Source organism: Terrihabitans rhizophilus (assembly GCF_033898525.1).
GTDB classification, from domain to species: Bacteria; Pseudomonadota; Alphaproteobacteria; order Rhizobiales; family Methylopilaceae; genus Flaviflagellibacter; species Flaviflagellibacter rhizophilus.
On the sequence record NZ_JAXAFJ010000002.1, the window covers coordinates 589969 to 613846 of the forward strand.

The window sequence follows — 23878 nt, forward strand, 5'->3', positions numbered from 1 at the left end:
ATTAATCGGCGATTAACCGTAACGGCCAAGGCCTTACAGGCTTCGCCCGGGACGGCCAGATGCTGCGCCGAAACCTTCGATGCTGGCCTCGGTGCCGTCAGCTGTCGCCAGCTGGGTCTGGATATCGGCCAATCGCGAAAAGTTCTCCTCGCTCAGATCCTGACCTAGGACAGCCTCTGCCGCGCGGAGCTCTTTATGTAGCGCGCGGGCCTTCTGGTGCAAGGCCAGCGAGTGCAGGAAGCCGGTTTCCGCGTCCAGATCGTCGGCCGCCGCGCGTGCCCACCAGTCCCCTGGCGTCAGCGAGGCCTCGATCCTCGCCAGGGTGGCGGCGAGCCCCGCGCGGGCAATCGCGCCCTCCATCATCTCCACGCTTTCGGCCTCGCCATGCGCGGCGGAATCGATTGCCACCATCCGCAGCTTCTGGAGGTCCGGCGCGCCCAACTCGATTTCCGAAATCGTTTCCGCATGCCGTTCGATGAGGCGTGGATGCCGAATCAGTGCGATCACAAGCGCCGCTTCCCGCACCGAGATGCGGGCGCCCGACAGGGTCATGCTGCTGCGCAAGCCTGCGCTGGCGCGCAGGGGCTCGACGCGCTGATTGTTGAAGCGCCCCCGCGGGCCGTTTCCCGGGCGGCTGGCCCCGGCGCGCTGGAAAGGCTGCTGCGGCCGGGCCGCCTGCCCCATCCGGCGGAACCGGTCCTGCATCGCCTGCCCGTAGTGCCGGCGCACAGTCTCGTCGGCGATGCTGCGCACGAGGTCGGACAGCCGGCGTTCCAGCGCGGCGCGACGCTCGGGCGTGTCGGCGGGCGCCAGATCCACCTCGCGCTCCCACAGCACCTCGTCCATCGCGCGCGCCTGCGCCAGCACGGCCTCGACGGCGCCGGGCCCCGCGGAGCGCACCAGATCGTCAGGGTCCTGCCCTTCCGGCAGGAAGGCGAAGCGCAGGGAGCGGCCGGGCTTGAGATGCGGAAGCGCGGTGTCGATGGCGCGGTGCGCCGCACGCTGGCCGGCCTTGTCGCCGTCGAAGCACAGCACCGGCTCCGGCCCCATGCGCCATAGCAGATCGAGCTGCCCCTCCGTCAGAGCGGTGCCGAGCGGCGCCACCGCGTTGCGGATGCCGGCCTGCGCCAGCGCGATCACGTCCATATACCCTTCCACCGCCACGGCATTGCCGGATGCCTGTGCGGCCGCACGCGCGCGGTGATGGTTGAACAGCACTCCACCCTTGTGGAAGAGCGGCGTCTCCGGCGAGTTCAGGTATTTCGCCGGCACGTCCGCCTGCAGCGCGCGCCCGCCGAACGCGATCACCCGTCCGCGCGCATCGTGTATGGGGAACATCACGCGGTCGCGGAAGCGATCGAACGGCTCCTTCACATCGTCGCCGTGCACCAGCAGCCCGGCCTCCACCATGTCGGCAACCGGCACGTCCAGCTTCACCAGATGGTTGCGCAAGCCCATCCGGTCGTTCGGCGCATAGCCCAGCCGGAATTCGGTGCGGGTCAGTTGCGAAAGCCCGCGCTTGTCGAGATAGGCCCGCGCGGCCGTACCGGCGCCCCCGGCCAGCTGCGCCTCGTAATAGGCGGCGGCCATGTCCATCACCTCATGCAGGGTGGCCCGGCGCTTCTGGCGCTCGATCTCCTGCGGCTCGGATTTCGGCATCTCCAGCCCGGCCTGCTGCGCCAGCCGCTCCACGGCTTCCGGAAAGCTCAGCCCCTCCGTCTCCATCACGAAGTCGAAGATCGAGCCGTGCTTTCCGCTGGAAAAGCAGTGATAGAAGCCCTTCTGGTCGTTGACGAAGAAGCTCGGCGTCTTCTCCTTGTTGAAGGGTGACAGCCCCGCCCATTCGCGGCCCTGCTTCTTCAGCTTCACCCGGCGGCCGACAACCTCCGAGACCGGAAGCCGGGCTCGGATCTCATCGATGAATTCGGGTGTGAAACGCATAGCTTGAACGGACCTCTCGGGCCATTATAGCCCACCCGCAGACCACGAAGCGGACTTATCCCCGCAATGCACGACATCCACATCCGCCGCGCCCGACGCGAGGAACTCGACACCCTGCTGGACATCTGGCAGCGGGCGGTGGAGCGCACGCACGACTTCCTCACACCGGCCGATGTGGCGTTTTACCGGCCGCTCGTCCAGTCGCGCTACCTGCCCTATGCCGAACTCTGGGTGGCGGCGGAGCCGTGGATGCCTTTGGGCTTCATGGGACTGGCCGGCAGGAAGGTCGAAAGCCTGTTCGTGGACCCAGACCATCTGCGCCGGGGTGTCGGTCGCGCCCTTCTCGCCCACGCCTTTCGGCTGCGCGGCCCATTGCTCATCGACGTCAACGAGCAGAACCACGCGGCGCGCGCCTTCTACGCCCGGATGGGGTTCGACGAGGTCGGCCGCTCCGAGCGCGACGACCTCGGCAAGCCCTTCCCGCTCATCCATCTCGCCGCATCGGGCATGGCCGAGGTGTAGGCGGCGTTCCGGATAACCCACCGCGCCTTCCGGGACGCACGCAACACGCACAGCCTCATCCTGAGCCTGTCGAAGGATGCGGGGTAATCGCCAGGCAAGCATCCTTCGACAAGCTCAGGATGATGCGGAGGGCTATCTGCGTTCCGGAAGCGCTCGCGCTGTCCGGAACCCATACCCTGTGCCCTCACGGCCAGAACTCCACCCGAAAACGACACGGCGTATGGGTCCCGGACAGCCGCTCCGCGCCTTCCGGGACGCACGCGCAACCCGCATCCCTCAGGCTCAGGCCCTCAACAGATGCCGGTTCCAGTGCCGCTCCAGCAACCGGAAGCCCTGCACCAGCACGAACGACATCGCGAGATAGATCACGCCCGCCGCAAGGAAGATGTCCACCGGCGCATAGGTCTTGGCGATGATCGTGCGCGCCAAGCCCGTGAGATCGAGCAGCGTGATGGTGCTGGCGAGCGCCGAGCCCTTCAGCATCAGGATCACCTCATTGCCATAGGCCGGCAGCGCGATGCGCACGGCGCGCGGCAGGATGATGCGCCGGTAGGCCGCCCACCGAGACATGCCGAGCGCGCGCGTCGCTTCGACCTCGCCCGCCGGCACGGCCTGGATCGAGCCGCGCAGGATCTCCGCGATATAGGCGCCGGTGTGCAGGCCCATGGTCAGCACCGCGCACCAATAGGGCTCGCGCAGGAAGGGCCACAGCACGCTCTCGCGCACGAAGGCGAATTGGCCGAGCCCATAATAGACAAGGAAAAGCTGGACCAGCAGCGGGGTGCCACGGAAGAAGAAGATATAGGCGTAAGGCCCTGAACAGATGAGCGGATTGGACGAAACCCGCGCCAGCGCCATCGGAAACGCGATGCACAGGCCGAGCAGCCCGGACAGCACCACAAGCTGGATGCTGAGCAGCGCGCCCCGCAGCAGTTGCGGGAAATATTGGACGATCAGGCCGAAGTCGATCATGCCCCGACCCTCCGGATGCCCCGGTTGGCGCGGCGCTCCATCACCAGCAGCAGGCCGGAAGTCACCACCGTGATGCCCAGATAGATCAGCGCGGCGGCCAGGTAGAAGGTGAAGGCGTCCTTGGTGAAGCCGGTGGCGATCTGCGCCTTGCGCATCAATTCCTCAAGGCCGATCACCGAGACCAGCGCGGTGTCCTTCAGCAGCACCATGAACAGATTGCCGAGGCCGGGCAGCGCGATGCGCCAGAGCTGCGGCACCACGACCCTGCGGAAGATGCGCCCGCGCGACATGCCCAGCGCCTGCCCCGCCTCCATCTGTCCGGGCGGGATGGTCAGAAGCGCCCCCCGGAACACCTCCGTCGCATAGGCGCCGAAGGTCAGCCCCAGCGCGAGGGTGCCCGCCGCGAACGGGCTGAGCTCCACATAGCCGCCGCCGAACATCTCCGAGAGCGTGGTCAGGGCGCGGCTGGAGCCGAAATACAGCAGCAGGACGACCACCAGTTCCGGCAGCCCGCGGAAGACGGTCGAGTAGAAGCCGCCGATCCACTGGAATGCGCGCACGCCAGACGACTTGGCCACCGCGCCCAGCAGCCCGAGCGCGAGCCCGAGCAGAAGCGCGGCGACGGCGAGCCGCACCGTCATCCACGTGCCGAGCGCGAGCTGCGCCCCGAAGCCTTGAAGGTCCATGGGTGGGAAAAAGGGCCGGCTCTGCGCCGGCCCCTCACATCAGAGAATGCTGAAGGGGAAGTACTTGGCGTTGATCTTCGCGTAGGTGCCGTTGGCCACGATGGCCTTCAGCGCCGCGTCGAGCTTTGCCTTCAGTTCCGTGTCGGACTTGCGCAGCGCCATGCCGATCTTGTCGTTCTCGAACACCGGCTTGCCCTTGAACTCGAAGTCCTTGGCGGCATCGCTCTTCAGCCATTCGAAGGAGACGAACATATCGGCCAGCACCGCGTCCGTGCGTCCGGAGGCGAGGTCGAGATAGGCGTTTTCCTGCGTATCGTAGAGCTTCACATTCGCGCCGGAGCCAAGGTTCTCGGTCAGCCAGTCGGCGGAAATCGTGGCGCGCTGCGCGCCGATGCTCTTCGACTTCATGGCCTCGTTGGAGGTGTCGAGCTCCGCGCCCTTCTTGGCCACGTACTGCAGCTTGTTGATGTAGTAGGGCTCGGTGAACGCCACGACCTTCTGGCGCTCCTCGGTGATCGACATCGAGGCCGCGATGAAGTCGAACTTCTTGTTCTGCAGCGCCGGGATGATGCCGTCCCAGTCCTGCGTCACGATGGTGCATTCGGCCTTCATCTCGGCGCAAAGCGCCTGCGCGATGTCGATGTCGAAGCCCACCACGTTTCCGCTGGCGTCCTTCATGTTGAACGGCGCATAGGCGCCCTCCGTGCCGATGCGCAGCTTCTCGGCGGCGCTGGCCTGGGAGAGGCCGGAGAAGGCAAGCGCCGCGCCCAGAACGGCGGCGGCAAACAAACGTGCACTCATACGTGTAGCTCCCTGGATTGAACGTTCTGGCTGGCCATGAAACTGCGGCAGCGCTGGGAATTCGGGTTGTCGAAGATCTGTTCCGGCGGTCCCTGCTCCTCGATGCGGCCGGCATCCAGAAACAAGGTGTGCGTCGAGACATTGCGGGCGAAGCGCATCTCGTGCGTCACGAGCAGCATGGTCCGCCCCTCGTCCGCGAGGGCGTGGATCACGTTCAGCACCTCGCCCACCATTTCGGGGTCGAGCGCCGAAGTCGGCTCGTCGAACAGGATGATCTTGGGCTCCATCGCGAGCGTGCGGGCGATGGCCGCGCGCTGCTGCTGCCCACCCGAAAGCATCATGGGGTAGCTGCGGGCCTTGTCGGCCATGCCCACCTTCAGCAGCAGGGCTTCGGCCCGCGCGATCGCGTCGGCCTTCTTCAGGCCCAGCACGGTCATGGGGGCCTCGATGATGTTTTCGAGCACCGTCATGTGCGGCCACAGATTGAAGTTCTGGAACACGAAGCCGAGATTGGCGCGCAGTCGTGAGATCTGGTCGGCGTCGGCGGCGCCGAGGCCACCATTGCGCTGCCGCTTCAGCCGCATCTCCTCGCCATGCAGGCGGATGGCGCCCTCATCCGGCAGTTCCAGCAGATTGAGGCAGCGCAGTAGCGTGCTCTTGCCGGAGCCAGATGTGCCGATGATGGAGATGACGTCGCCGGTCCGGGCCTCGATGTCGATGCCTTTCAGGACTTCCAGCGCGCCATATCGCTTCTTGATGCCGCGAGCCTCGAGGGCGGGTACTGCGGGCGGCTTGATGGGCAGGACACGCTCCTCCGGAACCGGCTTCACCTTTGGCGAAGCCGTGGCGTGCTGTCAAACGTGGCACGCCTGTATTTGTTGCAAGCCATGTGCCACGCGCCAGGCCCTGCATCCATAAAAAAAGCCTGGCACTTGGCCAGGCTTCCGTTCGCGATGCGATCCGTTGGGATCACTCGGCCTTGAGGTTCGCCGCCTTGGACTTGCCGCGGTCAGCAACCACTTCGAACGAGACCTTCTGGCCTTCGTTCAGCGTGTAGATGCCGGCCTGCTCGAGCGCCGTAGCATGGACGAAGATGTCCGCGCTGCCGGCATCCGGCTTGATGAAGCCGTAGCCCTTTTGCGAGTTGTAGAACTTGACGGTGCCAGTCTGAGACATATTCCAATTCCTTAGTGCGCGCTCTCCAGCGCGTTTCCGCAGTCGATATTTGGAGAGCGCCCGCCTTCTGGGTTTCCCCGGGGGCAAGAGAGCCAAAGATCGTGACCGGCGGAAAGAGTAGGCCCGCCGGCTGCTGGAACGGGTGGTCGCCCGTCCTGAGGGATGTGTCGCGACAGGCTCATGGCCGTCGCTGTCGATCTCCAGCGAACACAACATGGCGGATGGCTGCCCCGAAAACAAGCGCCCGCATCAGAAAGAGGCAAGATCGCCGCTTTGCTCGCGGACTGTTGAACCACCGATCGGTTGCCACCCGTCCCGCCCCGGCCACCTACCGCTCATGCTGAGAACACTCGTCACCCTTGCCTCCCTGGCGCCGGCCCTGCTCCTGCCCGTCGCGGCCACTGCCCAGCAGCCCCCTCCCTTGGCGGCTCTCGTCGAACGCGGCGAGGCCCTGCCGAACCTCAACGCCATCATCGTCTCGCGTGACGGGAACATCCTGTTCGAGCATGTTTTCCAGGGTCCGGCGCTGGACCGCCCGGTGAACATCAAGTCGGCTTCGAAGAGCGTGATGTCGGCTCTCGTCGGCATCGCGGTCGATCGTGGGGTGCTGGGAGGCGTGGACCAGCCCGTCGCACCCATCCTGAAGGCCAGCCTGCCCGCGGACGGCGACCCGCGCCTGCAGCGGATCACGGTGGGCGACCTGCTGACCATGCGCGCCGGCCTGGAGCGCACATCGGGCGCGAACTACGGCGCTTGGATCTCCAGCCGCAACTGGGTGCGCGACGCGCTGTCCCGCCCCTTCGTGGATGAGCCCGGCGGCCGCATGCTCTATTCGACAGGCAGCACGCACCTGCTGTCCGCCGCCCTCACCCGCGCCTCGGGCCGCTCGACGCTCGAACTGGCGCGGGACTGGCTGGGCGAACCGCTCGGCATCACCATCCCCGCCTGGGAGCGCGATCCGCAGGGCATCTATCTCGGCGGCAACAACATGGCCCTGTCACCGCGCGCGCTGGTGCGCTTTGGCGAGTTGTACCGCAATGGCGGCGTGGTGGACGGCAAGCGCGTCCTCTCGGAAGAGTGGATCCGCCGCAGCTGGACGCCGGTGACGCAGAGCATGTTCACTGGCCACGGCTATGGTCTCGGCTGGTTCTCGACCGATCTCGCCGGGCATCGCGTGAACTATGCCTGGGGCTATGGCGGGCAGATGCTCTACGTCATCCCCGATCTCGGCCTCACCATCGCCATGACCTCGTCCACCGAACGCTACGAGCGCGGCAGCGGATATGTGGAGGCCCTGCACCGGCTGGTCTCCGACATCATCATTCCGGAGGTGCAGTCCAGCCGCTCGACGCCCGCCGGTGCCAGCTAGAGGATGCGCCGGAGAGATGCGCGCCTCCTCACGACCTCATCCTGAGCCTGTCGAAGGATAGCCGCACGCACGCAGACCAGCATCCTTCGACAGGCTCAGGATGAGGCCTCGCCAAGTTCGATTAGGTTGCGTATTCCGCGGGCGTCCCGGAAGTCGCGCAGCGGCTGTCCGGGACCCATACGCCGTGTCGGTGGCGGTTGAGTTTCGGCCCGTCGGTCACAGCGTATGGGTTCCGGACAGCGCACGCGCTTCCGGAACGCAGCGGATGAACGAAGCCTGCGTCCCCCCTCGCCTCTCTCGGGGCAGAGCGTACATTCCCACCTTGCATCGCCAGCAGATGCGGGCTCTAGACAACTCTCCAGATCCCAGCCCCGAGGCAAGAACCATGCGGCTCGTCCTGCTCCTGCTCATCCTGCTGATGCCCGCCGCCGCACAGGCGCAGGACCGCACGGCCGTGGAGCGGGACTTCCAGTCCTGGCTCCAGAAGCGCGTCTGGCCGGATGCGCAGAAGGCCGGCGTCACGCGCGCCACCTTCGACGCCGCCACCACGGGCCTGACGCTCGACTGGTCGCTGCCCGACCTCCAGCCGCCCGGAGCGCCGCCACCGAAGGAGCAGCGCCAGCCGGAGTTCCAGACGCCGGGCCGCTACATCTCCGAGGACAAGTTTCCCGCGCTGGTCAGCGGCGGCCGCGCCGCGCTGAAGCAATGGGCTCGCACGCTCGACACCATCGAGAAGCGCTATGGTGTCCCGCGCGAGATCGTGGTCGCCATCTGGGGCCGCGAGACCGCCTATGGATCGGTGAAGCCGAAGAACAGCGCCATCCGAAACCTTGCCACGGTCGGCTTCATCGGCTCGCGCAAGTCCATGTTCTACCCCGAACTCATCGCCGCCCTGCAGATCCTGGAGGGCGACCACATCCCGCTGGTCGAGCTCAAGGCGTCATGGGCGGGCGCCATGGGGCAGCCGCAGTTCCTGCCGACCAAGTTCCTGCGCTACGCCGTGGATGGAGATGGTGACGGCCGCCGCGACATCTGGAACTCCACGCCGGACGCGCTGGCCTCCATCGCCAACTACCTCAAGGGCCACGGATGGGTGGCCGGGCGCTGGTGGGGAACCGAGATCACCGCTGGCACCGGCGTCGCCTGCACCCTCGAAGGTCCGGACAAGCCGCGCCCGGTGGCGGACTGGCTGAAGCTCGGAGCCAAGCCCCGCACCCCCGCCCTTTCTGGCGCACCCGCACTACCGGGACATCTGCTGATGCCCGCCGGCCGCCACGGCCCGGCCTTCCTCGTGTCCGAGAACTTCTACGTGCTGAAGAGCTACAACGAATCGGACATGTACGCCCTGTTCGTCGGCCATCTCGCGGACCGCTACCGGGGCGATGCCCGCATCGCCGGCGGCTGGGATGCGCTGTCCGGCTTCACCCGCAACGATGTGCGCGACATGCAGAAGCGGCTGGAGGCGCAGGGCCACGATGCCGGCGGCACCGACGGCCTCGTCGGCTTCCGCACCCGCGTGGCCATCGGCCTGTGGCAGCAGCGCAGCGGGCGCGAGCCGACCTGCTTTCCCGATGCCGAACTGGTGCGGCAGGCGGGGCGCTAGGAAGCGCCCACCGCCAGCTGCAGCTGCGTGAGATCCACAATGGCGGACGGGTCGCCATAGACGATGTGGCAGTCACGGCCCGCCAGCTTGGCCGCGTAGAGCGCGGCATCGGCCTTGGCGGTCGCATCGACCAGGCTGTCCGTCGGCTCGATCATGCAGGCGCCGATGCTCACGGACAGATCGACCGGCGACACCGCGTCCGGCGCCATCATGGTGCGGCTGTTGACGGCGGCCACGATCTTCGCGCCCACACGCGCAAGCGAGCTTTCGTCGCAGTCCTTCAGCAGGATGATGAACTCATCACCGCCCCAGCGCGCGCAGATATCGTCGCGGCGGATCGCGCAGGTCACGCGGTTCACCACCTCCACCAGCACCTCGTCGCCGAACTGGTGGCCGAAGGTGTCGTTCACGCTCTTGAAATGGTCCATGTCCACGAGCATCAGCCCGGACGGGCGGACGGCGCGGCGGGCCTGCACCATGTCCCGCACGAAGCTGTCCACGAAGCCGCGGCGATTGGGGATTTCTGTCAGAGGGTCCAGATAGGCGATCCGCTCGAGCTCTCCGGTACGTTCCAGCACCATCTGTTCGAGCATGGTGGTGTTGTCGCCCACCGATCGGGCCATGCGCCCGAAGGCCTGCGACAGCCGTCCGATCTCGTCACGCCCGCGGTCGAGATGCGCCGTATCGTAGACACCGCGCTGCGCGTCCTGCATCCCCTCTTCAACGCGCCCCAGCCGGTCGAGCACGGAGCGCTTGAACAGCAGCATGGTCAGCAGCGCGGCCGCCAGCAGCATGCCCGCGAGCAGAAGACCGATGGGCAGGAACATCTCCCGGTCGACGATCTCGTCCACGTCCATGAGGGTGACGTTGTACCAACCAAGCTTGTCCAGATACGCGACGCCCACGAGGTAATCGTGGCCCGACAAGGTCATGAAGCGCGACTGCACGGTCACCTCGCCGCGCGTGACCTCGCGGATCATCTCCGCCATCGCGGCGCGGTCGCCCTCGCTGTCGATCAGCCGGTAGACGGTCTTCTTGGCGTCGAGGTCCTTCGTCAGGCTGTGGAAGTCGACCAGCTTGGGGTCCCGATGCGCCTGCACCGCCCCGCTGCTGTCCACGAACATGCTCTGCACGCCCTTCTGCGGAATGTCGACGACCTCCCGGATGAAGTGGCTGAGGTCGACACCCGTACCGATCACGCCCAGCACCTTGTCGCCGCTGCGGATCACGCAATTGGTCCAGACCTTGGTGACCGCGAGCGTGTCGTCATGGTCCACGTTGAGGTGGCAGCCGGAGCCATGCGCCACGGTCGTGTAGTACCAGCCGTCACGGGGATTGTCGGGCTGCACACGGTAGCGGTTCTGCTGCCCGGCAAAGCTGTTGGCGGCATCGTTGAAGTAGTAATTGCCGGAGCTGCCCAGCACGGCGAAGTAGCTGCGGTCGGCGAAGGAGAGCCGGTAGTGCTCGAGTTCCGCGATGCCGCGCGCCGCTTTCGCGGGATCCGCCTCGTCCTGCGCCCAGTCGACGACAGCCGGCGAGCGCGCCACGGTTTCTGCGAGCGATACTTCGCGCATCAAGGATTCAAGACCGCGATAGCGGTCGAACAAGATCTGCTTCTCTGCGAACAGCGTACCGATCTTGGTGACCGTCTCGTTGACGATCCACACGAAGGCACCCGCAGCAGGGATGGCAACGATGATCAAGGTCGCGAGCATGAGCAGGAAGACACGGGCTTTCAGGCTCGTCGCGACACGAGGCCCCCGCAAAGTGTTCGGCATTAAGTCTCAGCCCCCCGGCTGCAGCCATGCTCGCGCACAACCGATTCCAAATTACTAGCATCCTAAAGTTGATGACAAGTTGATGCGCATCACCCGCTTTCGTCGCATTCCCCTTTTGGGGAACACCTTCTCCCGCCTGACGTTGAATTCCTGTCCACAGGGAGAACAGAAGCCATGCAATGGAAGATGGTCGAAGGACGCTGGAACGAGTTCAAGGGCAACGCTCGAGAGACCTGGGGGAAGCTCACCGATGACGACCTCGACATCCGCGAAGGTCACCGCGAGGCCCTGATCGGCCGCTTGCAGAGCCGTTACGGCTATGAGCGTACGCAGGCGGAGCAGGAGGCGGACTCATGGTCGCACCGGCTTCATGTCCGCTACGAGGAGCCGGGCCCGGATCCCATCACCGGCTGACGGTCAGGCGGTCTCCTCCACCACCTCGTCCGTGATGACCTTAAAGGTCGTCAGCCGGGACGGGCCGAAGATGGTGGAGATCGCCACATCCGTCGCGTCTCGTCCGCGTGCCATCACAATACGGGACATCCGCGGCTTGTTGTGGCGCGCATCGAATGTGTACCAGCGCCCGCCGAGATAGGCCTCGAACCACGCCGAGAAATCCATTGGGTTCGGATCCTTCGGCACGCCGATGTCGCCGAGATAGCCTGTGCAGTATCGCGCCGGAATGTTCATGCAGCGGCAGAGCGTTACGGCAAGATGCGCAAAGTCGCGGCACACGCCTATCTGCTCCTGGTGTCCGCTCCACGCCGTCCGTGTCGCGCAGGCGTGCTCATAGCCGAAGGTGATGCGGTCGTGGGCATAGTCCACGATGCGTTGCACCCTCGCCCAACCGGGCGGCGTGTTACCGAATTCCTTCCAGGCCAGATCCACCAGATGCTCGGTGTCGCAATAGCGGCTGCCCAGCAGGTAGACGAGAACCTCGTCGGGAAGGTCCTGCACCGCGTGCTGCACGGCATCCGGCGCGGCCTCGTCGTACTGGCCGGGATCGCGCAGGAGAAAATCGGCCCTCACCGTGAACTGGCCGGCGGGGGCGAGCACCCGTGTGCAGAGATTGCCGAAGCCGTCGAGGTAATCACGGCCCTGCGCGCCATCGGAGAACATGAATGTCTGTGGCGTGAGCAGATCGGGGAAGCGTTCCGGGCGAACGCTCAGCATCAGCACCATCGGCGTCGGTTGCGTCAGGTCGAAGCCTATGTCGAAACCGCACCTGATCTTCATCACCGATCCTCCGCCAGCACGCATCCGGCTTCCGGTGGGAAGCAAGATAGATGCCGTACAGTGCGAACGCGTTCGGAAGCGCACCGTTCCTGCTTTCCCTCTCCGGCTTGACCGTCCCGTACCGGCGAGCGCAGGATCCTGTACTGACTGGTACAGAGAGGCTGATGATGTCCGAGCAACGCCCCCCTCTTCCGCCGTTTACCGCCGGAACCGCCGCGCAGAAGGTCCGCGCCGCGGAGGATGGCTGGAACTCGCGGGATCCACAGAAGGTGTCGCTCGCCTACACGGCGGACAGCCGCTGGCGAAACCGCAGCGAGTTCCTGAACGGCCGGGAGGAAATCGTCGCCTTCCTCACCCGCAAATGGGCGACGGAGGAAGAGTATCGCCTGACCAAGGAGCTTTGGGCCTTCACCGACAACCGCATCGCCGTGCGCTTCGCCTATGAATGGCGCAACGGCTCCGGCCAGTGGTTCCGCTCCTACGGCAACGAGAACTGGGAGTTCGCGGAGAACGGGCTGATGCGCCTGCGCATCGCCAGCATCAACGATCTAGCCATCGCCGAGGCCGATCGCCTCTATCATTGGCCGCTCGGGACCCGCCGCCCGGACGATCATCCGGGCCTGAGCGCGCTGGGCCTCTGATCCATGCGTGCTCCAGGCGAGCGCGGCGAGATCATCCCGAAACTGGGCGAGGTGTTCCGCGAACACGGCTTCGAGGGTGCCAGCCTCGCCCGGATCACCGAGGCCACCGGCCTCGGCAAAGGCAGCCTTTACCACTTCTTTCCCGGTGGAAAGGATGAGATGGCGAGCGCCGTGCTGGACGAAATCAGCCATTGGTTCGCGGAAAAGGTCTTCCACCCGCTCCGCAGCGAAGCGGATCCGGCTTCTGCCGTAGCCGGCATGTTCGCCGCCGTGGAGACCTATTTCCGGTCTGGCGATCGCGTCTGCCTGGTCGGGGCTTTCGCGCTGAACGATGTCCGGGACCGTTTCGCAGGCCCCATCAGCCGCTATTTCAAGGAATGGCGGGAGGCGCTTGCCGCCGCGCTCAGGCGTGGCGGACGTTCGGACGACGAGGCGGCAGCACTTGCCGAGGAAGCGATCGCCGCCATTCAGGGCGCCCTTGTGACGGCGCGGGCGATGAACGACCCCGCTTTGTTCGTGCGGATACTGCGACGCAGCGAGCAGCGGCTCGGCCTCGCGCCCGGTGAAAATGGCTAGGCGTGCAGCAGCAGCGGCTGTTCTTCCAGTGCGCCCGGACCGACCTCCTGGACATCCACCTCGACGGTCATGCCGAGGCTGTCGGCCTCGGTACCGATCCAGGTGCCATGCAGCGGAACCGCCTGCCTCGGATCGCGCACGACGGCTACGCGGATCAGGTCTCGATTGCCGATGATGCCGTTCGTCGGGTCGAACTCCACCCATCCCGCGCCGGGCAGATAGACCTGGCACCACGCATGCGTGTTGCCGCCGCCGCGCCGTCCGCCGGACGTGGGCACATACAGATAGCCGGACACGAAACGTGCCGCGAGCCCAAGCGCCCGCACCGCCTCCATCATCAGCAGCGCGAAATCCCGGCAGGTGCCCCGCCCGCTTCGCAGCGTCGTCGCCGGGTCCTGCGTGCCGCTTTCATGGCGCGGGATATAGGTGAAGCTTTCGCGGATGGCGTGGGTGATGGTCATCAGCAACTCGCCCGTCGCCGTTTCTCCGTCGCGGTCGAGAAACTGGCGCACCCACCGGCTCACCTCGTGGTGCGGATCGAAGTAAGCACGCTCGATCGAGCGCGCGAGATCGGGCATCTCCTCCGCGCCGTAGGTGAAGGGGTAGTACCGGGCATAATCCTCCATCCGGAACTCGGGCGTGTTCTGCGGCAGGTGCTGGAGGCGCACATTGCTCTCGAACCGCAGCCGCGAGGCGTCCTTGCCGAAGCGCGCGATGGCTACGCAATTGCCGAACGCGTCATGCGTCCACCGCAGATCGACCGGCAGCGGATCGATGTCGATCGTCATGTCGATCAGCCTCTGGTCGTAGCTTTCCAGAGGACGCACCATCAGGCGGTGCTCTCCGAACCCGACGGGCCGCGCATATTCATAGGTCGTCACGTGCCGGACGGTGAGTTCAGGCATGGAGCTGGAGCATCCTCTCGCACAGCACAGGCGGTTCTCCGCCGGTCTGGGCTCATCCGGGCTGGCGGCGCGTCATTGCGCCGCGCCCGTCCGCGTCCCGCAGGTAAAGCAGGTCGCCGCGCATTGTACGCGCATCCGCCGCTGCGGCAATGATGCCCCGGCAGATCCCTGTGGAGCAGCAGCAGCGGAGCGCCTGAAGAAGCTTCGAGTCAGGGGTTCACAACGCGCGGATGAAAAAAAAGTTTCATGGTCAGGATTAAAACGACCAGCAGCCCTGTACATGGCGCATGGATCGTTCGCGAACCCAGTTTGACATCCTCGGTCATCTGCCGGCGCTGCAGCGCTATGCGTGGACGCTGACGCGCGACTGGGTGGAAGCCGAGGATCTGGTGCATGACGCGTTGGTGCAGGCCTATGAGGGCCTCGGCACGTTCCGCGAGGACGGCGATCTTCGCCGTTGGCTGTTCTCGGTCCTGCACAACACGTTCATCAACAAGAAGCGCAGCCTCAAGGCGCATGCCGCCCGTGTGGAGCGTGCCGCCGAGCTTGCGGACACCAGCGCACAGGCATCGCAGGAGAGCCATCTAAGGCTCGCCCAGGTTCGCGCCGCGTTGCTCTCGCTGCCGGAAGAGCAGCGTTCCGCTCTTCACCTCGTTGCCATCGAGGGCATGCCCTACCAGGAGGCCGCAAGCACGCTCGGCATTCCGGTCGGCACCCTTATGTCGCGCCTTGGCCGCGCCCGCGCAGCGCTTCGCGCGCTGGAGGGCGAGGCTCCGTCCAATGTCGTGCCGTTCCGCCGTTTGGGGGGTATTGACGATGCCGGTTGACCGCGTATCCGAAGCCGAACTTAACGCCTTCGTCGACGGGCAGCTCGATCCTGTCGGTTGCGTCGAGGTGCAGGATTTCCTGGCCCGCCATCCGGATCTGGCGGCTCGCGTGATGGCAGATCTCAGCATGCGCGAAAGCCTGCGGCTGGCGATCCCGTCTCCCGTAGCGCCTCCACGTCCTGAAACGCTCGCCGCCGCGCGTCGCCTGTCCTCGGGCCTTCGCATGCGTCGTGCACTTGCTCCGCTTCAGCGGATCGCAGCCGGCATCGCGATCTTTGCGCTTGGCTGGACGGCAAGCCATGGCTGGGACCGGGTCCGTGAATTCAATCGCCAGGAGGTCGCGGCCGTGCAGCCTGCGGCTCCTGCGGCCACCGCCGCCCCGTCCATGCTTCATGTCGTGGAGGCTGCCCGCGGGCTGGATGGCCAGCCGGCAAAGCATGCCGGCATCATCGACGCCTCCCATCTCGACCCGGCCAAGCTTGGCGCCGCCGTGCAGGTTCGCCTGCCCCGCATCCCGGATGGCTGGACCGTCGTCGGCACGCGCCTCGTCGATGCCGAGGAAGGCACCGCGCTCGAGGTCGTCCTCGACACCCCCGAATTTGGCCGCCTCCTGCTGCTTGCCCGTCACACGCAGGATGTCGCCATCGTTCTCCCCACCATTGCCAAGGCAGAGGGAGAACCAACCGCATACTGGCAGCTCGTATCGGACAGTTACGCGCTGACAGGGAACTTGGCCCGGAAGCCGCTGGAATTTGCGGCCCTGGAGCTTTTTCAGACGCTGTACTAGCGCCCAACAAGATGAGCCGGGCACATGAAGAAGCCGGGCCGCAAGAAATCCTCCCAGGAGAGAACGTTCAATGAGTGAAAAAGCAAATCCCGCACTGCGGCCAGCAGTCTCGGAATCCACACGCTGGCTTCAGCTGATCGTCGGCGTCGTCTGCATGATCGCGACGGCCAACATTCAGTACGCCTGGACGCTGTTCGTCCCGGAAATTCAGGAAACCTTCGGCTGGGAACGCGCCAGCATCCAGATCGCCTTCACGATCTTCGTGCTGGTCCAGACCTGGCTCGCGCCGATTGAAGGCTACTTCATCGACAAGTTCGGCCCCCGCCTGATGGTTGCCTTCGGCGCCGTCTTCATCGGCGTCGCATGGGTCATCAACTCGCAGGCCACCAGCCTGACGGGCTTCTACATCGGTGCGGCCGTCGGCGGTATCGGCGTGGGCTCCATCTACGCAACCTGCATCAACAACGCTCTGAAGTGGTTCCCGGATCGTCGCGGCCTCGCCGTTGGCCTCACCGCGGGCGGCTACGGCGCGGGTTCGGCTGCCACCATCCTGCCCATCGCAGCGATGATCGAGTCGTCGGGCTTCCAGGAGACGTTCTTCTTCTTCGGCCTTCTGCAGGGCGGCCTCGCCTTCGTGGCGGCGTGGTTCCTGAAGTCTCCCCCGAAGGGCGCCCTCAACGCGTCCGCGAAGCTGGTGCAGAGCCGTCGCGACTACACCCTCAAGGAAGCGCTCAACACCAAGCTCTTCTGGCTCATGTTCCTGATGTTCATCTGCGTCGTCACCGGCGGCATGATGGCTGTCGCCCAGCTCGGCGTTATCGCGCAGGATCTCGGCGTCAAGGAGTTCGAGGTCAACCTCTACTTCTTCACCATGGCCGCCCTGCCGCTCGCCCTGATGCTCGACCGCGTCATGAACGGCATCTCGCGTCCGCTGTTCGGCTGGATCTCCGACAATATCGGCCGTGAAAAGACGATGGTCATCGCCTTCACGCTCGAAGGCTTGGGCATCATCGCTCTCGGCTATTTCGGCTCCAACCCCTGGGCGTTCCTGTTCCTCTCCGGCCTCGTCTTCCTGGCCTGGGGTGAAGTGTACTCCCTGTTCTCGGCTCTGGCCGGCGACGCCTTCGGCACCAAGCACATCGGCAAGATCTACGGCGTGCTCTACACCGCCAAGGGCATCGGCGCGCTCTTCGTGCCGGTCGGCAACCTGATGATGGAAGCAACGGGCACGTGGTCGACGGTTCTCTACACCGTCGCCGCCATGGACCTGTTCGCGGCCTTCCTCGCCATCGCGGTGCTCCGTCCGGTGCTCGCAGCCCACGTGCTGAAGTCCGGGATCGCAAATCCGGATCTCGCTCCGGTGGCCGCGGCTGCTGCGGGTCGTCCGGCGACCGTCTGATAAGAACGGCGGAGGCCCAACGGCCTCTGCCCCCCCCTACGCTGCCCAGGCAGCGGATCAAGGCAGGCCTTCGGGCCTGCCTTTTTTTTATGGTCCGCCCCGCCGCGCATGCATCCGCGCCATCAGCCTCGCCAGGCTTGGGCCCAGGAGCAGGACCACCAGGAACCGCGCGGTCTGCATGGCCATGACGAACGGCAGGTCGATGGTGCTCGATGCCGCGATGATGGCCACCGAGTCTGCGCCGCCGGGGCTCATCGCCAGATAAGCGGTCAGCGGATCCAGTCCGGCGAGGCGCGCAAGGACAACGGACATCAGCCCGCAGACGGCGATCAGAAGAGCGATGGAGGCAAGGATGCGCGGCAGTGCACGTGCCGCGTGACGCAGGATCAGCCGCGTGAACCTGAGGCCGATGCTCCATCCCACTCCGGCATAGGCCGCCGCAAGCAGGAGCGGAGGAAGCTCCACGTCCACCCATCCGATGTCCTGGAGCACGACGGTCAGGACCAGCGGCGCCAGCAACGGCCCCGCAGGAACTCGCAGCAGGCGCGCCGCGAGGGCCCCGCCCCAGCAGATGGCAAGTGTCGCCGCCAAGGCGGGCCAGTCCACCGGCGGCAGCCAGACCATCGCCGCCGCCTGCCCCGGCTGCCCTCCAAAGACGCCGATCACGGCGGAGGCCACCAGCACCACCAGCACGACGCGCAGATACTGCATCACCGCCACCAGCCGCACATCCGCGCCGTAGACCTCGGCCATCAGGGTCATGGCGCTGGCGGCTCCGGGAAAGGAACCCCAAAGCCCGGTCGTGCCCGGCAGCACCCTGCTCCCCGCCAGAATCCAGCCGAGCACCATGCTTGCTGCCACCACCGACACGACCGCGCCAAGGAACACCGGCCATTTGGCCAGCACGTCCACCAAGATCTCGTGCGTGATGCTCTCCCCGATCATGCAGCCGATGAGGCCTTGCGCCGCGAAGAAGATCGGCGTCGGCACGCGCATCGCAGGACCGGTCACCGCGATGATGATGCCGGCCAGCATGGGCCCGATCAGCAGCGCGGCGGACAGCCCGGCAAGCTCAAGCACGACCACAAGGCCAAAGGACAGGACGAACAGCAGCAGCCAGCGCAGGGGGCGGCCATCACGGGATGGAATGTGTGACGGGTCTCGGGGATCGGCGGTTTCGCTCATGGCGCGGCTCCAGTGCGACGCCTTCCTGCGCTGCCGGCGACCAGCCAGGCAATGCGCCCTTCGACTGGCGGATGCCGCTCAGTTGGCGCGGGCGATGGCGCTGAGAATACGTGAGGGAATCAGATGGCTGGCTGCCGCCTTCACCTTGGCCGTCAACGGCGCAACCACATGGTCGTCGCCGCGCATCATTGCGCGATATCCGGCCTGCGCCACCTCATCCACATCCGCTTTCGGCGCCTTTCCTATGACGCTGTCGGCCATGCCGTTGCGGGCGAAAAAGGCCGTGTCCGTCAGGTCGGGCATCAGCGCCGTGACGGTCACGCCGCGCTCGCGCAGTTCGCCGCCAAGCGCCGTCGAGAGGGCGAAATTGTAGGCCTTGGTCGCGGAATAAACGGCCAGGTTTTGAGCCGGAGCAAAGGCCACCAGGGAGGACGTGATCATGATCCGTCCCCTTCCCCGTTGCACCATGTCCCGGGCGAACAGCTTGGTCAGTGTCGTGGTCGCCATCACGTTCAGGCGGATCGAGTTCAGCTCTGCATCGAGATCGTTGTCCACGAACCGGCCGAGCACGCCCCTGCCGGCGTTGCTCACGAAGAAGTCCGCCCGGACGCCCAGAGCTTTCACGTCATTATAGAGGTGCTGCGGTCCCCCCGTCGTCGAAAGGTCGGCAATCACCGTCTCGACGCGGGGCGAGCCTTCGAGACGCAAGCCGCGGGCGGCGACCGCCAGTTCGTCCGGTTCGTCCGATGTGATGACAAGGCTGTGCCCATCACGCGCGAAGCACCGGGCGAGTGACCGCCCGATGCCTGTAGACGCGCCCGTGATGACGGCTGTGCCGGGCCTCACGAAGGATGCGCTTCGGACTCGTCCACGGTGCGAGCGGCCAGCCTCGGCCGCCCGTTCGGGAAGCCGGATCGGTCGCTGTAGTCACGGAATGGTATGGCGTCCTTCGCTCGATTGCTGAGCGCCGTGGCGCACGCGATGTCGAGGAGGGTCACCCCCGCGACGGCGGCGATGGCCAGCATCACATTGCCCTGCTGCGGGTTCTCGTCGTCCATGTGCGGCGCAAGCGTCGCAAGATCGAGCGCGTCGCCCGCGACGCGTCCCCAGACATAGGGCGTGGGATCGGTGGAGCCGAGGATCGCCACGCCGGTCGCGATCTCGCGCACGCCATAGGCCTGGATCAATGCCGCCTTGTCCTCCATGCCCAGCGCCCGGCTCAGCATGCGCGGGGCGAACAGTTCAGCCGCGCCGAGCGCGATGGAAAACCAACCGAGGCCGCGCGCCATCGGATCGGCGGTCGTGTGTCGTTGCTTGCGATACATGTCAGACCCTCACGGCTTGATGACGACCTTGATGCACCCGTCCTCCTTGTCCCGGAACGTCTTGTACATTCCCGGGCCTTCTTCCATGGAGACGGTGTGCGTGATGACGAAGCTGGGATCGATCTGGCCTTCCTGGATGCGGCGCAGCAGGTCCTGGCTGTAGCGATTCACATGGGTCTGGCCGGTGCGGATGGTCAGGCCCTTGTTCATCATCGCGCCAAGCGGGATCTTGTCGGCCAGCCCGCCATAAACACCGGGGATCGAGACGATGCCCGCCGGACGGCAGACATAGAGGATCTCGCGCAGCACGTGCGGACGGTCGCTTTCCAACATCACGGCCTGCTTCACGCGGTCGTAGACGGAATCGAGCGACCGCGTCGCATGGGCCTCAAGGCCAACGGCGTCGATGCACTTCTCCGGGCCCTTGCCGCCCGTCAGTTCGCCGATGCGCTCAAGGACGCTTTCCTCGTCGAAATTGATGGTGATCGCACCCGCCGCCTTCGCCATGGCGAGACGCTCCGGCACGTTGTCGACGACGAAGACCTTCTCGGCGCCCAGCAGGAAGGCACTGCGGATACAGAACTGCCCGACCGGACCCGCGCCCCAGATGCCCACCCAGTCGGTCGGCTCGATGTCGCAATGCACGGCGGCCATCCAGCCGGTGGTGAAGATGTCGCCGAGGAACAGAACCTGCTCGTCGGTCATGCCGTCCGGGATCACGATGGGCGACACATCGGCGTAAGGCACGCGCACATACTCAGCCTGCCCACCGGCATAGCCGCCTGTAAGGTGCGAATAGCCGAACAGGCCGGCCGTGCTGTGGCCGAAGGCTGTGTCGCCCAGCTCCTTCTTGCGGTTGGAGCGCTCGCAAACGGACCAGTTGCCGCGCTTGCACTGCCAGCACTCGCCGCAGCAGATGGTGAAGGGCACCACCACGCGGTCGCCGACCTTCAGCTTCTTGTTGTCCTTGCCGACCTCCATCACCTCGCCCATGAACTCATGGCCCATGATGTCGCCGGTCTGCATGCCCGGCACGAACCCGTCATAGAGGTGGAGGTCCGATCCGCAGATCGCGCAGGAACTGACCTTGATGATGGCGTCGCGGCCATCCTCGATCGTCGGATCAGGCACGTTCTCGCAGCGGATATCCTGTTTCCCGTGATAGGTCAGTGCGCGCATGGCGGTCTCCCGGCGTGGATTGCGGCGTACGTGGGGACGTGAGACACCGCTTATCGGTTCACCTCCATCTACGCGGCAGATGCGGGACTTGTTCCCCCCTGCCGCCCCCACCCGGCGCCAAGTGTGCGCCATCGCACAGGGACCAGAAATGACGGATCTAAACCTTGCCGCCGCCCGCACCATCGTGGATGCCGCCGCCGCCTATGCGCAGGACAAAGGCCTGAAGCCGCTCGGGATCGTGGTGCTGGACGCGCGCGGTTCCGTGCGCGCCGCCATCACGCAGGACGGCGGCAGCCTCAAGCGCTACGAGATGGCGTATGGCAAGGCCAATGGTGCCATCGCACTGGGGCTCGGCACCCGCACCGTGTTCAACTACCCGGAAGCGCGCCGCTTCTTCCTGTCCGCCGCACACACCGTCACCGGCCCGGCCATCTTCTTCCCAGGCGGCGTGCTCGTTCGTGATGGAGACGGAGCGCTGGTTGGTGCCGTGGGCATCTCGGGCGACGTCTCCGACAATGACGAGGCAGCCGCCATGGCCGGCATCGAAGCCGCCGGCTTCGTCGGCGATCCGGGCGCCTGAAGCTTTCCAGAAACAAAGATGCCCGGCTCTATGGCCGGGCATCTGATCCTTGCTGAAGTCGCGATCAGTTGAAGTTGTAGCGAACCGCCATCTTCACATCGTGCGAGGTCAGGTCGTTGAAGGAATAAGGGTTGAAGCTCGGGTTCGCACCCTCGGGAGTCACTAGGTCCTCGGTCTCCGCATCGCCCAGGTTCAGGTAGCGATACGCCACCTCGAAGGTCCACTGAGGAGTGACTTCGAAGGCAAGGCCGGCATACAGCGCCCAGGCAAAGTTCCAGGTGTCCGTGTCGCCACTCAGGCCAAGGGCCGTTCCGGGGACTGCCGGGTTGAAGTCCGTGAAATCGTTGATCTCGACGCGGGCAGCGCCGACACCCGCGCCGATGAACGGCGTCATGATGCCGTAGGTCGGCAGGTCGAAATAGCCGTTCACGAGGGCAACCCACTCGGTCTTGTTGCCGTCGTAGTCGTTGATGCCCAGACCGCCCGGCAGATCCTCGTCGGCATAATTGTCGAGCCCGTTGAACTCGCTCTCGAAGCGGTACTCGCCCGTCACGTCCACGCGGAACTGCTTGTTGATGCGGTAACCGACGCCGAAGCCCAGGAATGCCGAAGCATCGAAGTCGGATTCCGTAACCGCGAAATCGCCCGTCTCGAAGAGCGGAGACGTGAACTCGTCCACGCGCTGGTTGGTGATGCCGACGTCACCGCGCAGATACCATCCGCCGAACTGCTTGACCTCGACGACCGCCGGCTCGACGAAGTCGGGCATGTCGGCTGCGAAGGAAGCGCCCGGCAGCAACGCCGTGGAGCCAAGCAGAAGCAGTGCAAAGGTCTTGTGGTTCAGCATGTGCCCGTCCCCTCATCTCGTTGAACCGGGCTCAAGCCGGCCGCGAATGAGGAGAAGATGGGGCACATTGCTTAATGGCTGCTTAACCTTAACGGCCTGTGCAACCATCGGATGCTTTTTTTACCATGTTCGGCGGCAGGCGCTCAGGCCGCCGCCTCGGTCACCGCACCCACCACGTCGTTGACCACCTTCGCCACGAGCTCGGGATCGTCACCCTCGGCCATTACGCGGATCACCGGCTCGGTGCCGGATGGACGGATCACCAGCCGCCCGCCCGCGCCCAGCTGCTCGCGCGCCGACGCGATGGCGCTCATCACGCCCTGCTGCTCGAGCGGCTTGCCCGAGCGGTAGCGGACATTCTTCAGGATCTGCGGCAGCGGCTCGAAGCGGCGGCACACCTCGGAGATCGGCCGGTCCTTCTTCTTGACCACGGCAAGGATCTGGAGAGCGGCCAGCAGGCCGTCGCCCGTGGTCGTGTAGTCCGACATGATGATGTGGCCGGACTGCTCGCCGCCGACATTGTAGCCGCCCTCGCGCATGGCCTCGGCCACGTAGCGGTCGCCAACGGCCGTGCGCTTCAGTTCCAGCCCGATGCCGTTGAGGAACCGCTCCAGTCCCAGATTGGACATCACGCTGGCCACGATGCCGGGGCGCGAAAGGCGCCCCTCCTCCGCCCAGCTTTCCGCCACCACGGCCATCAGCTGGTCGCCGTCGACCAGGCGGCCCTTCTCGTCCACCATGATGAGGCGGTCGGCGTCACCGTCCAACGCGATGCCGACATCGGCACGCACCTCGTGCACCTTCTGGATCAGGGCCGTCGGAGCGGTGGAGCCCACATCCTTGTTGATGTTGAAGCCGTTCGGCTCGACGCCGATGCTGATGACCTCTGCACCCAGTTCCCACAGGGCCTCGGGGGCCACCTTGTAGCCGGCGCCGTTCGCGCAATCGAGCACGACGCGAACACCGTCGAGCGACATGTCCCGGGAAAGGGTGCGCTTGGCGAACTCGATGTAGCGGTCGTGCACGCCCTCGATTCGGCGGGCGCGGCCAAGATCGCCGGACGCGGCAAGCTTCGGCGAGAGATCGGCGTCCATGAGCGCCTCGATCTCGGCCTCGACATCGTCGGACAGCTTCACGCCGTCCGGGCCGAACAGCTTGATGCCGTTGTCGTCATAGGGATTGTGCGAGGCCGAGATCATCACGCCGATGTCGCAGCGCATGGAGCGCGTCAGCATGGCGACGGCCGGCGTCGGCATCGGGCCAAGCAGCAGCACGTCCATGCCGACCGAGGTGAAGCCCGCCACCATGGCGTTCTCGATCATGTAGCCGGACAGGCGTGTGTCCTTGCCGATCACGACGCGGTGGCGGTGGTCGCCACGGCTGAAGATCAGCCCGGCTGCCATGCCGACCTTCAGGGCCAGGTCCGGAGTGATGACCTGGTTCGCGCGGCCCCGGATGCCGTCAGTGCCGAAATATTTGCGCGTCATCTCCAACCCTGCCCTTCGCGAACGGATCGCTGCTTCTATCGCAGATTGCGTCCGCC

General features: G+C 65.7%; 25 protein-coding genes. 10 read left to right on the plus strand and 15 right to left on the minus strand.

Annotated features, from left to right (window positions below; genetic code table 11):
- Positions 1-33: 33 nt before the first annotated feature.
- Positions 34-1941, minus strand: coding sequence for a DNA primase (gene dnaG / locus SCD90_RS06420; RefSeq protein WP_319843797.1), 1908 nt, complete (start codon positions 1939-1941; stop codon positions 34-36).
- 66 nt (positions 1942-2007) lie between these two features.
- On the opposite strand from dnaG, the gene SCD90_RS06425 reads away from it, so the two are divergent.
- A complete protein-coding gene (locus SCD90_RS06425; RefSeq protein ID WP_319843798.1) occupies positions 2008-2463 on the plus strand; it encodes an acetyltransferase in 456 nt (151 codons plus the stop codon).
- A 282-nt stretch (positions 2464-2745) separates the two neighbouring features.
- Here SCD90_RS06425 and SCD90_RS06430 read toward each other — a convergent pair whose 3' ends face one another.
- From SCD90_RS06430 to SCD90_RS06450, 5 genes are all read right to left on the minus strand, one after another.
- The gene (locus tag SCD90_RS06430; protein ID WP_319843799.1) at positions 2746-3435 is read right to left on the minus strand and encodes an ABC transporter permease; all 690 of its coding nucleotides are present in this window, start codon (positions 3433-3435) and stop codon (positions 2746-2748) included.
- The gene (locus tag SCD90_RS06435) at positions 3432-4121 is read right to left on the minus strand and encodes an ABC transporter permease (protein WP_319843800.1); all 690 of its coding nucleotides are present in this window, start codon (positions 4119-4121) and stop codon (positions 3432-3434) included. Before SCD90_RS06435 ends, SCD90_RS06430 begins: the two co-directional genes overlap by 4 nt.
- A 39-nt stretch (positions 4122-4160) precedes the next feature.
- Positions 4161-4922, minus strand: coding sequence for an ABC transporter substrate-binding protein (locus SCD90_RS06440; protein ID WP_319843801.1), 762 nt, complete (start codon positions 4920-4922; stop codon positions 4161-4163).
- On the minus strand, positions 4919-5752 hold the full coding sequence (locus tag SCD90_RS06445; protein WP_482258152.1) for an ABC transporter ATP-binding protein: 834 nt from the start codon (positions 5750-5752) through the stop codon (positions 4919-4921). The genes SCD90_RS06440 and SCD90_RS06445 overlap by 4 nt, the downstream gene beginning before the upstream one ends.
- Positions 5753-5891: 139 nt before the next feature.
- A complete protein-coding gene (locus SCD90_RS06450) occupies positions 5892-6098 on the minus strand; it encodes a cold-shock protein (RefSeq protein ID WP_319843802.1) in 207 nt (68 codons plus the stop codon).
- A gap of 337 nt (positions 6099-6435) precedes the next feature.
- On the opposite strand from SCD90_RS06450, the gene SCD90_RS06455 reads away from it, so the two are divergent.
- Together SCD90_RS06455 and SCD90_RS06460 are read left to right on the plus strand one after the other, a co-directional pair.
- Complete coding sequence (locus SCD90_RS06455) at positions 6436-7467, plus strand: serine hydrolase domain-containing protein (protein ID WP_319843803.1); 1032 nt, start codon at positions 6436-6438, stop codon at positions 7465-7467.
- Between the two features lie 385 nt (positions 7468-7852).
- Positions 7853-9070: a lytic murein transglycosylase gene (locus SCD90_RS06460; protein ID WP_319843804.1), complete on the plus strand. Its 1218-nt coding sequence runs from the start codon at positions 7853-7855 to the stop codon at positions 9068-9070.
- On the opposite strand, the gene SCD90_RS06465 is transcribed toward SCD90_RS06460, so the two are convergent.
- Positions 9067-10848, minus strand: coding sequence for a sensor domain-containing diguanylate cyclase (locus SCD90_RS06465; protein ID WP_319843805.1), 1782 nt, complete (start codon positions 10846-10848; stop codon positions 9067-9069). The genes SCD90_RS06460 and SCD90_RS06465 overlap by 4 nt on opposite strands.
- A 174-nt stretch (positions 10849-11022) precedes the next feature.
- On the opposite strand from SCD90_RS06465, the gene SCD90_RS06470 reads away from it, so the two are divergent.
- Positions 11023-11262 carry a CsbD family protein gene (locus tag SCD90_RS06470; RefSeq protein ID WP_319843806.1) on the plus strand — a complete coding sequence of 80 codons (240 nt, stop codon included), beginning with the start codon at positions 11023-11025 and terminating at the stop codon, positions 11260-11262.
- A gap of 3 nt (positions 11263-11265) precedes the next feature.
- Here SCD90_RS06470 and SCD90_RS06475 read toward each other — a convergent pair whose 3' ends face one another.
- Positions 11266-12084, minus strand: a complete 819-nt coding sequence (locus tag SCD90_RS06475; RefSeq protein ID WP_319843807.1) for a transglutaminase-like domain-containing protein — start codon at positions 12082-12084, stop codon at positions 11266-11268.
- A 167-nt stretch (positions 12085-12251) separates the two neighbouring features.
- On the opposite strand from SCD90_RS06475, the gene SCD90_RS06480 reads away from it, so the two are divergent.
- Complete coding sequence (locus tag SCD90_RS06480; RefSeq protein WP_319843853.1) at positions 12252-12725, plus strand: nuclear transport factor 2 family protein; 474 nt, start codon at positions 12252-12254, stop codon at positions 12723-12725.
- Positions 12726-12728: 3 nt separating this feature from the next.
- The gene (locus tag SCD90_RS06485) at positions 12729-13301 is read left to right on the plus strand and encodes a TetR/AcrR family transcriptional regulator (RefSeq protein ID WP_319843808.1); all 573 of its coding nucleotides are present in this window, start codon (positions 12729-12731) and stop codon (positions 13299-13301) included.
- Here the strand turns inward: SCD90_RS06485 and SCD90_RS06490 are convergent.
- The gene (locus SCD90_RS06490) at positions 13298-14206 is read right to left on the minus strand and encodes a transglutaminase family protein (RefSeq protein WP_319843809.1); all 909 of its coding nucleotides are present in this window, start codon (positions 14204-14206) and stop codon (positions 13298-13300) included. The two genes, SCD90_RS06485 and SCD90_RS06490, sit on opposite strands and share 4 nt — an antisense overlap.
- Before the next feature lie 287 nt (positions 14207-14493).
- On the opposite strand from SCD90_RS06490, the gene SCD90_RS06495 reads away from it, so the two are divergent.
- From SCD90_RS06495 to oxlT, 3 genes are all read left to right on the plus strand, one after another.
- The gene (locus SCD90_RS06495; RefSeq protein ID WP_319843810.1) at positions 14494-15033 is read left to right on the plus strand and encodes a sigma-70 family RNA polymerase sigma factor; all 540 of its coding nucleotides are present in this window, start codon (positions 14494-14496) and stop codon (positions 15031-15033) included.
- Positions 15023-15820 carry an anti-sigma factor family protein gene (locus SCD90_RS06500; protein WP_319843811.1) on the plus strand — a complete coding sequence of 266 codons (798 nt, stop codon included), beginning with the start codon at positions 15023-15025 and terminating at the stop codon, positions 15818-15820. The genes SCD90_RS06495 and SCD90_RS06500 overlap by 11 nt, the downstream gene beginning before the upstream one ends.
- 70 nt (positions 15821-15890) lie before the next feature.
- Positions 15891-17219, plus strand: coding sequence for an oxalate/formate MFS antiporter (gene oxlT / locus SCD90_RS06505; RefSeq protein WP_319843812.1), 1329 nt, complete (start codon positions 15891-15893; stop codon positions 17217-17219).
- An 87-nt stretch (positions 17220-17306) separates the two neighbouring features.
- Here oxlT and SCD90_RS06510 read toward each other — a convergent pair whose 3' ends face one another.
- The 4 genes from SCD90_RS06510 to SCD90_RS06525 form a co-directional block, all read right to left on the minus strand.
- Positions 17307-18404 (minus strand): AbrB family transcriptional regulator, encoded by a 1098-nt coding sequence (locus SCD90_RS06510; protein WP_319843813.1) that lies wholly within the window; start codon positions 18402-18404, stop codon positions 17307-17309.
- 78 nt (positions 18405-18482) lie between these two features.
- On the minus strand, positions 18483-19250 hold the full coding sequence (locus SCD90_RS06515) for an SDR family NAD(P)-dependent oxidoreductase (protein ID WP_319843814.1): 768 nt from the start codon (positions 19248-19250) through the stop codon (positions 18483-18485).
- Positions 19247-19729, minus strand: a complete 483-nt coding sequence (locus SCD90_RS06520; RefSeq protein ID WP_319843815.1) for a cyclase dehydrase — start codon at positions 19727-19729, stop codon at positions 19247-19249. The genes SCD90_RS06515 and SCD90_RS06520 overlap by 4 nt, the downstream gene beginning before the upstream one ends.
- A 9-nt stretch (positions 19730-19738) precedes the next feature.
- Positions 19739-20908 carry a zinc-dependent alcohol dehydrogenase gene (locus tag SCD90_RS06525; RefSeq protein ID WP_319843816.1) on the minus strand — a complete coding sequence of 390 codons (1170 nt, stop codon included), beginning with the start codon at positions 20906-20908 and terminating at the stop codon, positions 19739-19741.
- Between the two features lie 148 nt (positions 20909-21056).
- On the opposite strand from SCD90_RS06525, the gene SCD90_RS06530 reads away from it, so the two are divergent.
- Complete coding sequence (locus SCD90_RS06530; protein ID WP_319843817.1) at positions 21057-21488, plus strand: GlcG/HbpS family heme-binding protein; 432 nt, start codon at positions 21057-21059, stop codon at positions 21486-21488.
- Between the two features lie 64 nt (positions 21489-21552).
- On the opposite strand, the gene SCD90_RS06535 is transcribed toward SCD90_RS06530, so the two are convergent.
- Together SCD90_RS06535 and glmM are read right to left on the minus strand one after the other, a co-directional pair.
- Complete coding sequence (locus tag SCD90_RS06535) at positions 21553-22335, minus strand: outer membrane protein (protein WP_319843818.1); 783 nt, start codon at positions 22333-22335, stop codon at positions 21553-21555.
- A 143-nt stretch (positions 22336-22478) separates the two neighbouring features.
- Positions 22479-23822, minus strand: a complete 1344-nt coding sequence (gene glmM, locus SCD90_RS06540; RefSeq protein WP_319843819.1) for a phosphoglucosamine mutase — start codon at positions 23820-23822, stop codon at positions 22479-22481.
- Positions 23823-23878: the final 56 nt, after the last annotated feature.

Coding starts and splice junctions, on each gene's coding strand:
- dnaG (WP_319843797.1), bottom strand. CDS start 1,941: ATGCGTTTCACACCCGAATTCATCGATGAGATCCGAGCCCGGCTTCCG.
- SCD90_RS06425 (WP_319843798.1), top strand. CDS start 2,008: ATGCACGACATCCACATCCGCCGCGCCCGACGCGAGGAACTCGACACC.
- SCD90_RS06430 (WP_319843799.1), bottom strand. CDS start 3,435: ATGATCGACTTCGGCCTGATCGTCCAATATTTCCCGCAACTGCTGCGG.
- SCD90_RS06435 (WP_319843800.1), bottom strand. CDS start 4,121: ATGGACCTTCAAGGCTTCGGGGCGCAGCTCGCGCTCGGCACGTGGATG.
- SCD90_RS06440 (WP_319843801.1), bottom strand. CDS start 4,922: ATGAGTGCACGTTTGTTTGCCGCCGCCGTTCTGGGCGCGGCGCTTGCC.
- SCD90_RS06450 (WP_319843802.1), bottom strand. CDS start 6,098: ATGTCTCAGACTGGCACCGTCAAGTTCTACAACTCGCAAAAGGGCTAC.
- SCD90_RS06455 (WP_319843803.1), top strand. CDS start 6,436: ATGCTGAGAACACTCGTCACCCTTGCCTCCCTGGCGCCGGCCCTGCTC.
- SCD90_RS06460 (WP_319843804.1), top strand. CDS start 7,853: ATGCGGCTCGTCCTGCTCCTGCTCATCCTGCTGATGCCCGCCGCCGCA.
- SCD90_RS06465 (WP_319843805.1), bottom strand. CDS start 10,848: ATGCCGAACACTTTGCGGGGGCCTCGTGTCGCGACGAGCCTGAAAGCC.
- SCD90_RS06470 (WP_319843806.1), top strand. CDS start 11,023: ATGCAATGGAAGATGGTCGAAGGACGCTGGAACGAGTTCAAGGGCAAC.
- SCD90_RS06475 (WP_319843807.1), bottom strand. CDS start 12,084: ATGAAGATCAGGTGCGGTTTCGACATAGGCTTCGACCTGACGCAACCG.
- SCD90_RS06480 (WP_319843853.1), top strand. CDS start 12,252: ATGTCCGAGCAACGCCCCCCTCTTCCGCCGTTTACCGCCGGAACCGCC.
- SCD90_RS06485 (WP_319843808.1), top strand. CDS start 12,729: ATGCGTGCTCCAGGCGAGCGCGGCGAGATCATCCCGAAACTGGGCGAG.
- SCD90_RS06490 (WP_319843809.1), bottom strand. CDS start 14,206: ATGCCTGAACTCACCGTCCGGCACGTGACGACCTATGAATATGCGCGG.
- SCD90_RS06495 (WP_319843810.1), top strand. CDS start 14,494: ATGGATCGTTCGCGAACCCAGTTTGACATCCTCGGTCATCTGCCGGCG.
- SCD90_RS06500 (WP_319843811.1), top strand. CDS start 15,023: ATGCCGGTTGACCGCGTATCCGAAGCCGAACTTAACGCCTTCGTCGAC.
- oxlT (WP_319843812.1), top strand. CDS start 15,891: ATGAGTGAAAAAGCAAATCCCGCACTGCGGCCAGCAGTCTCGGAATCC.
- SCD90_RS06510 (WP_319843813.1), bottom strand. CDS start 18,404: ATGAGCGAAACCGCCGATCCCCGAGACCCGTCACACATTCCATCCCGT.
- SCD90_RS06520 (WP_319843815.1), bottom strand. CDS start 19,729: ATGTATCGCAAGCAACGACACACGACCGCCGATCCGATGGCGCGCGGC.
- SCD90_RS06525 (WP_319843816.1), bottom strand. CDS start 20,908: ATGCGCGCACTGACCTATCACGGGAAACAGGATATCCGCTGCGAGAAC.
- SCD90_RS06530 (WP_319843817.1), top strand. CDS start 21,057: ATGACGGATCTAAACCTTGCCGCCGCCCGCACCATCGTGGATGCCGCC.
- SCD90_RS06535 (WP_319843818.1), bottom strand. CDS start 22,335: ATGCTGAACCACAAGACCTTTGCACTGCTTCTGCTTGGCTCCACGGCG.
- glmM (WP_319843819.1), bottom strand. CDS start 23,822: ATGACGCGCAAATATTTCGGCACTGACGGCATCCGGGGCCGCGCGAAC.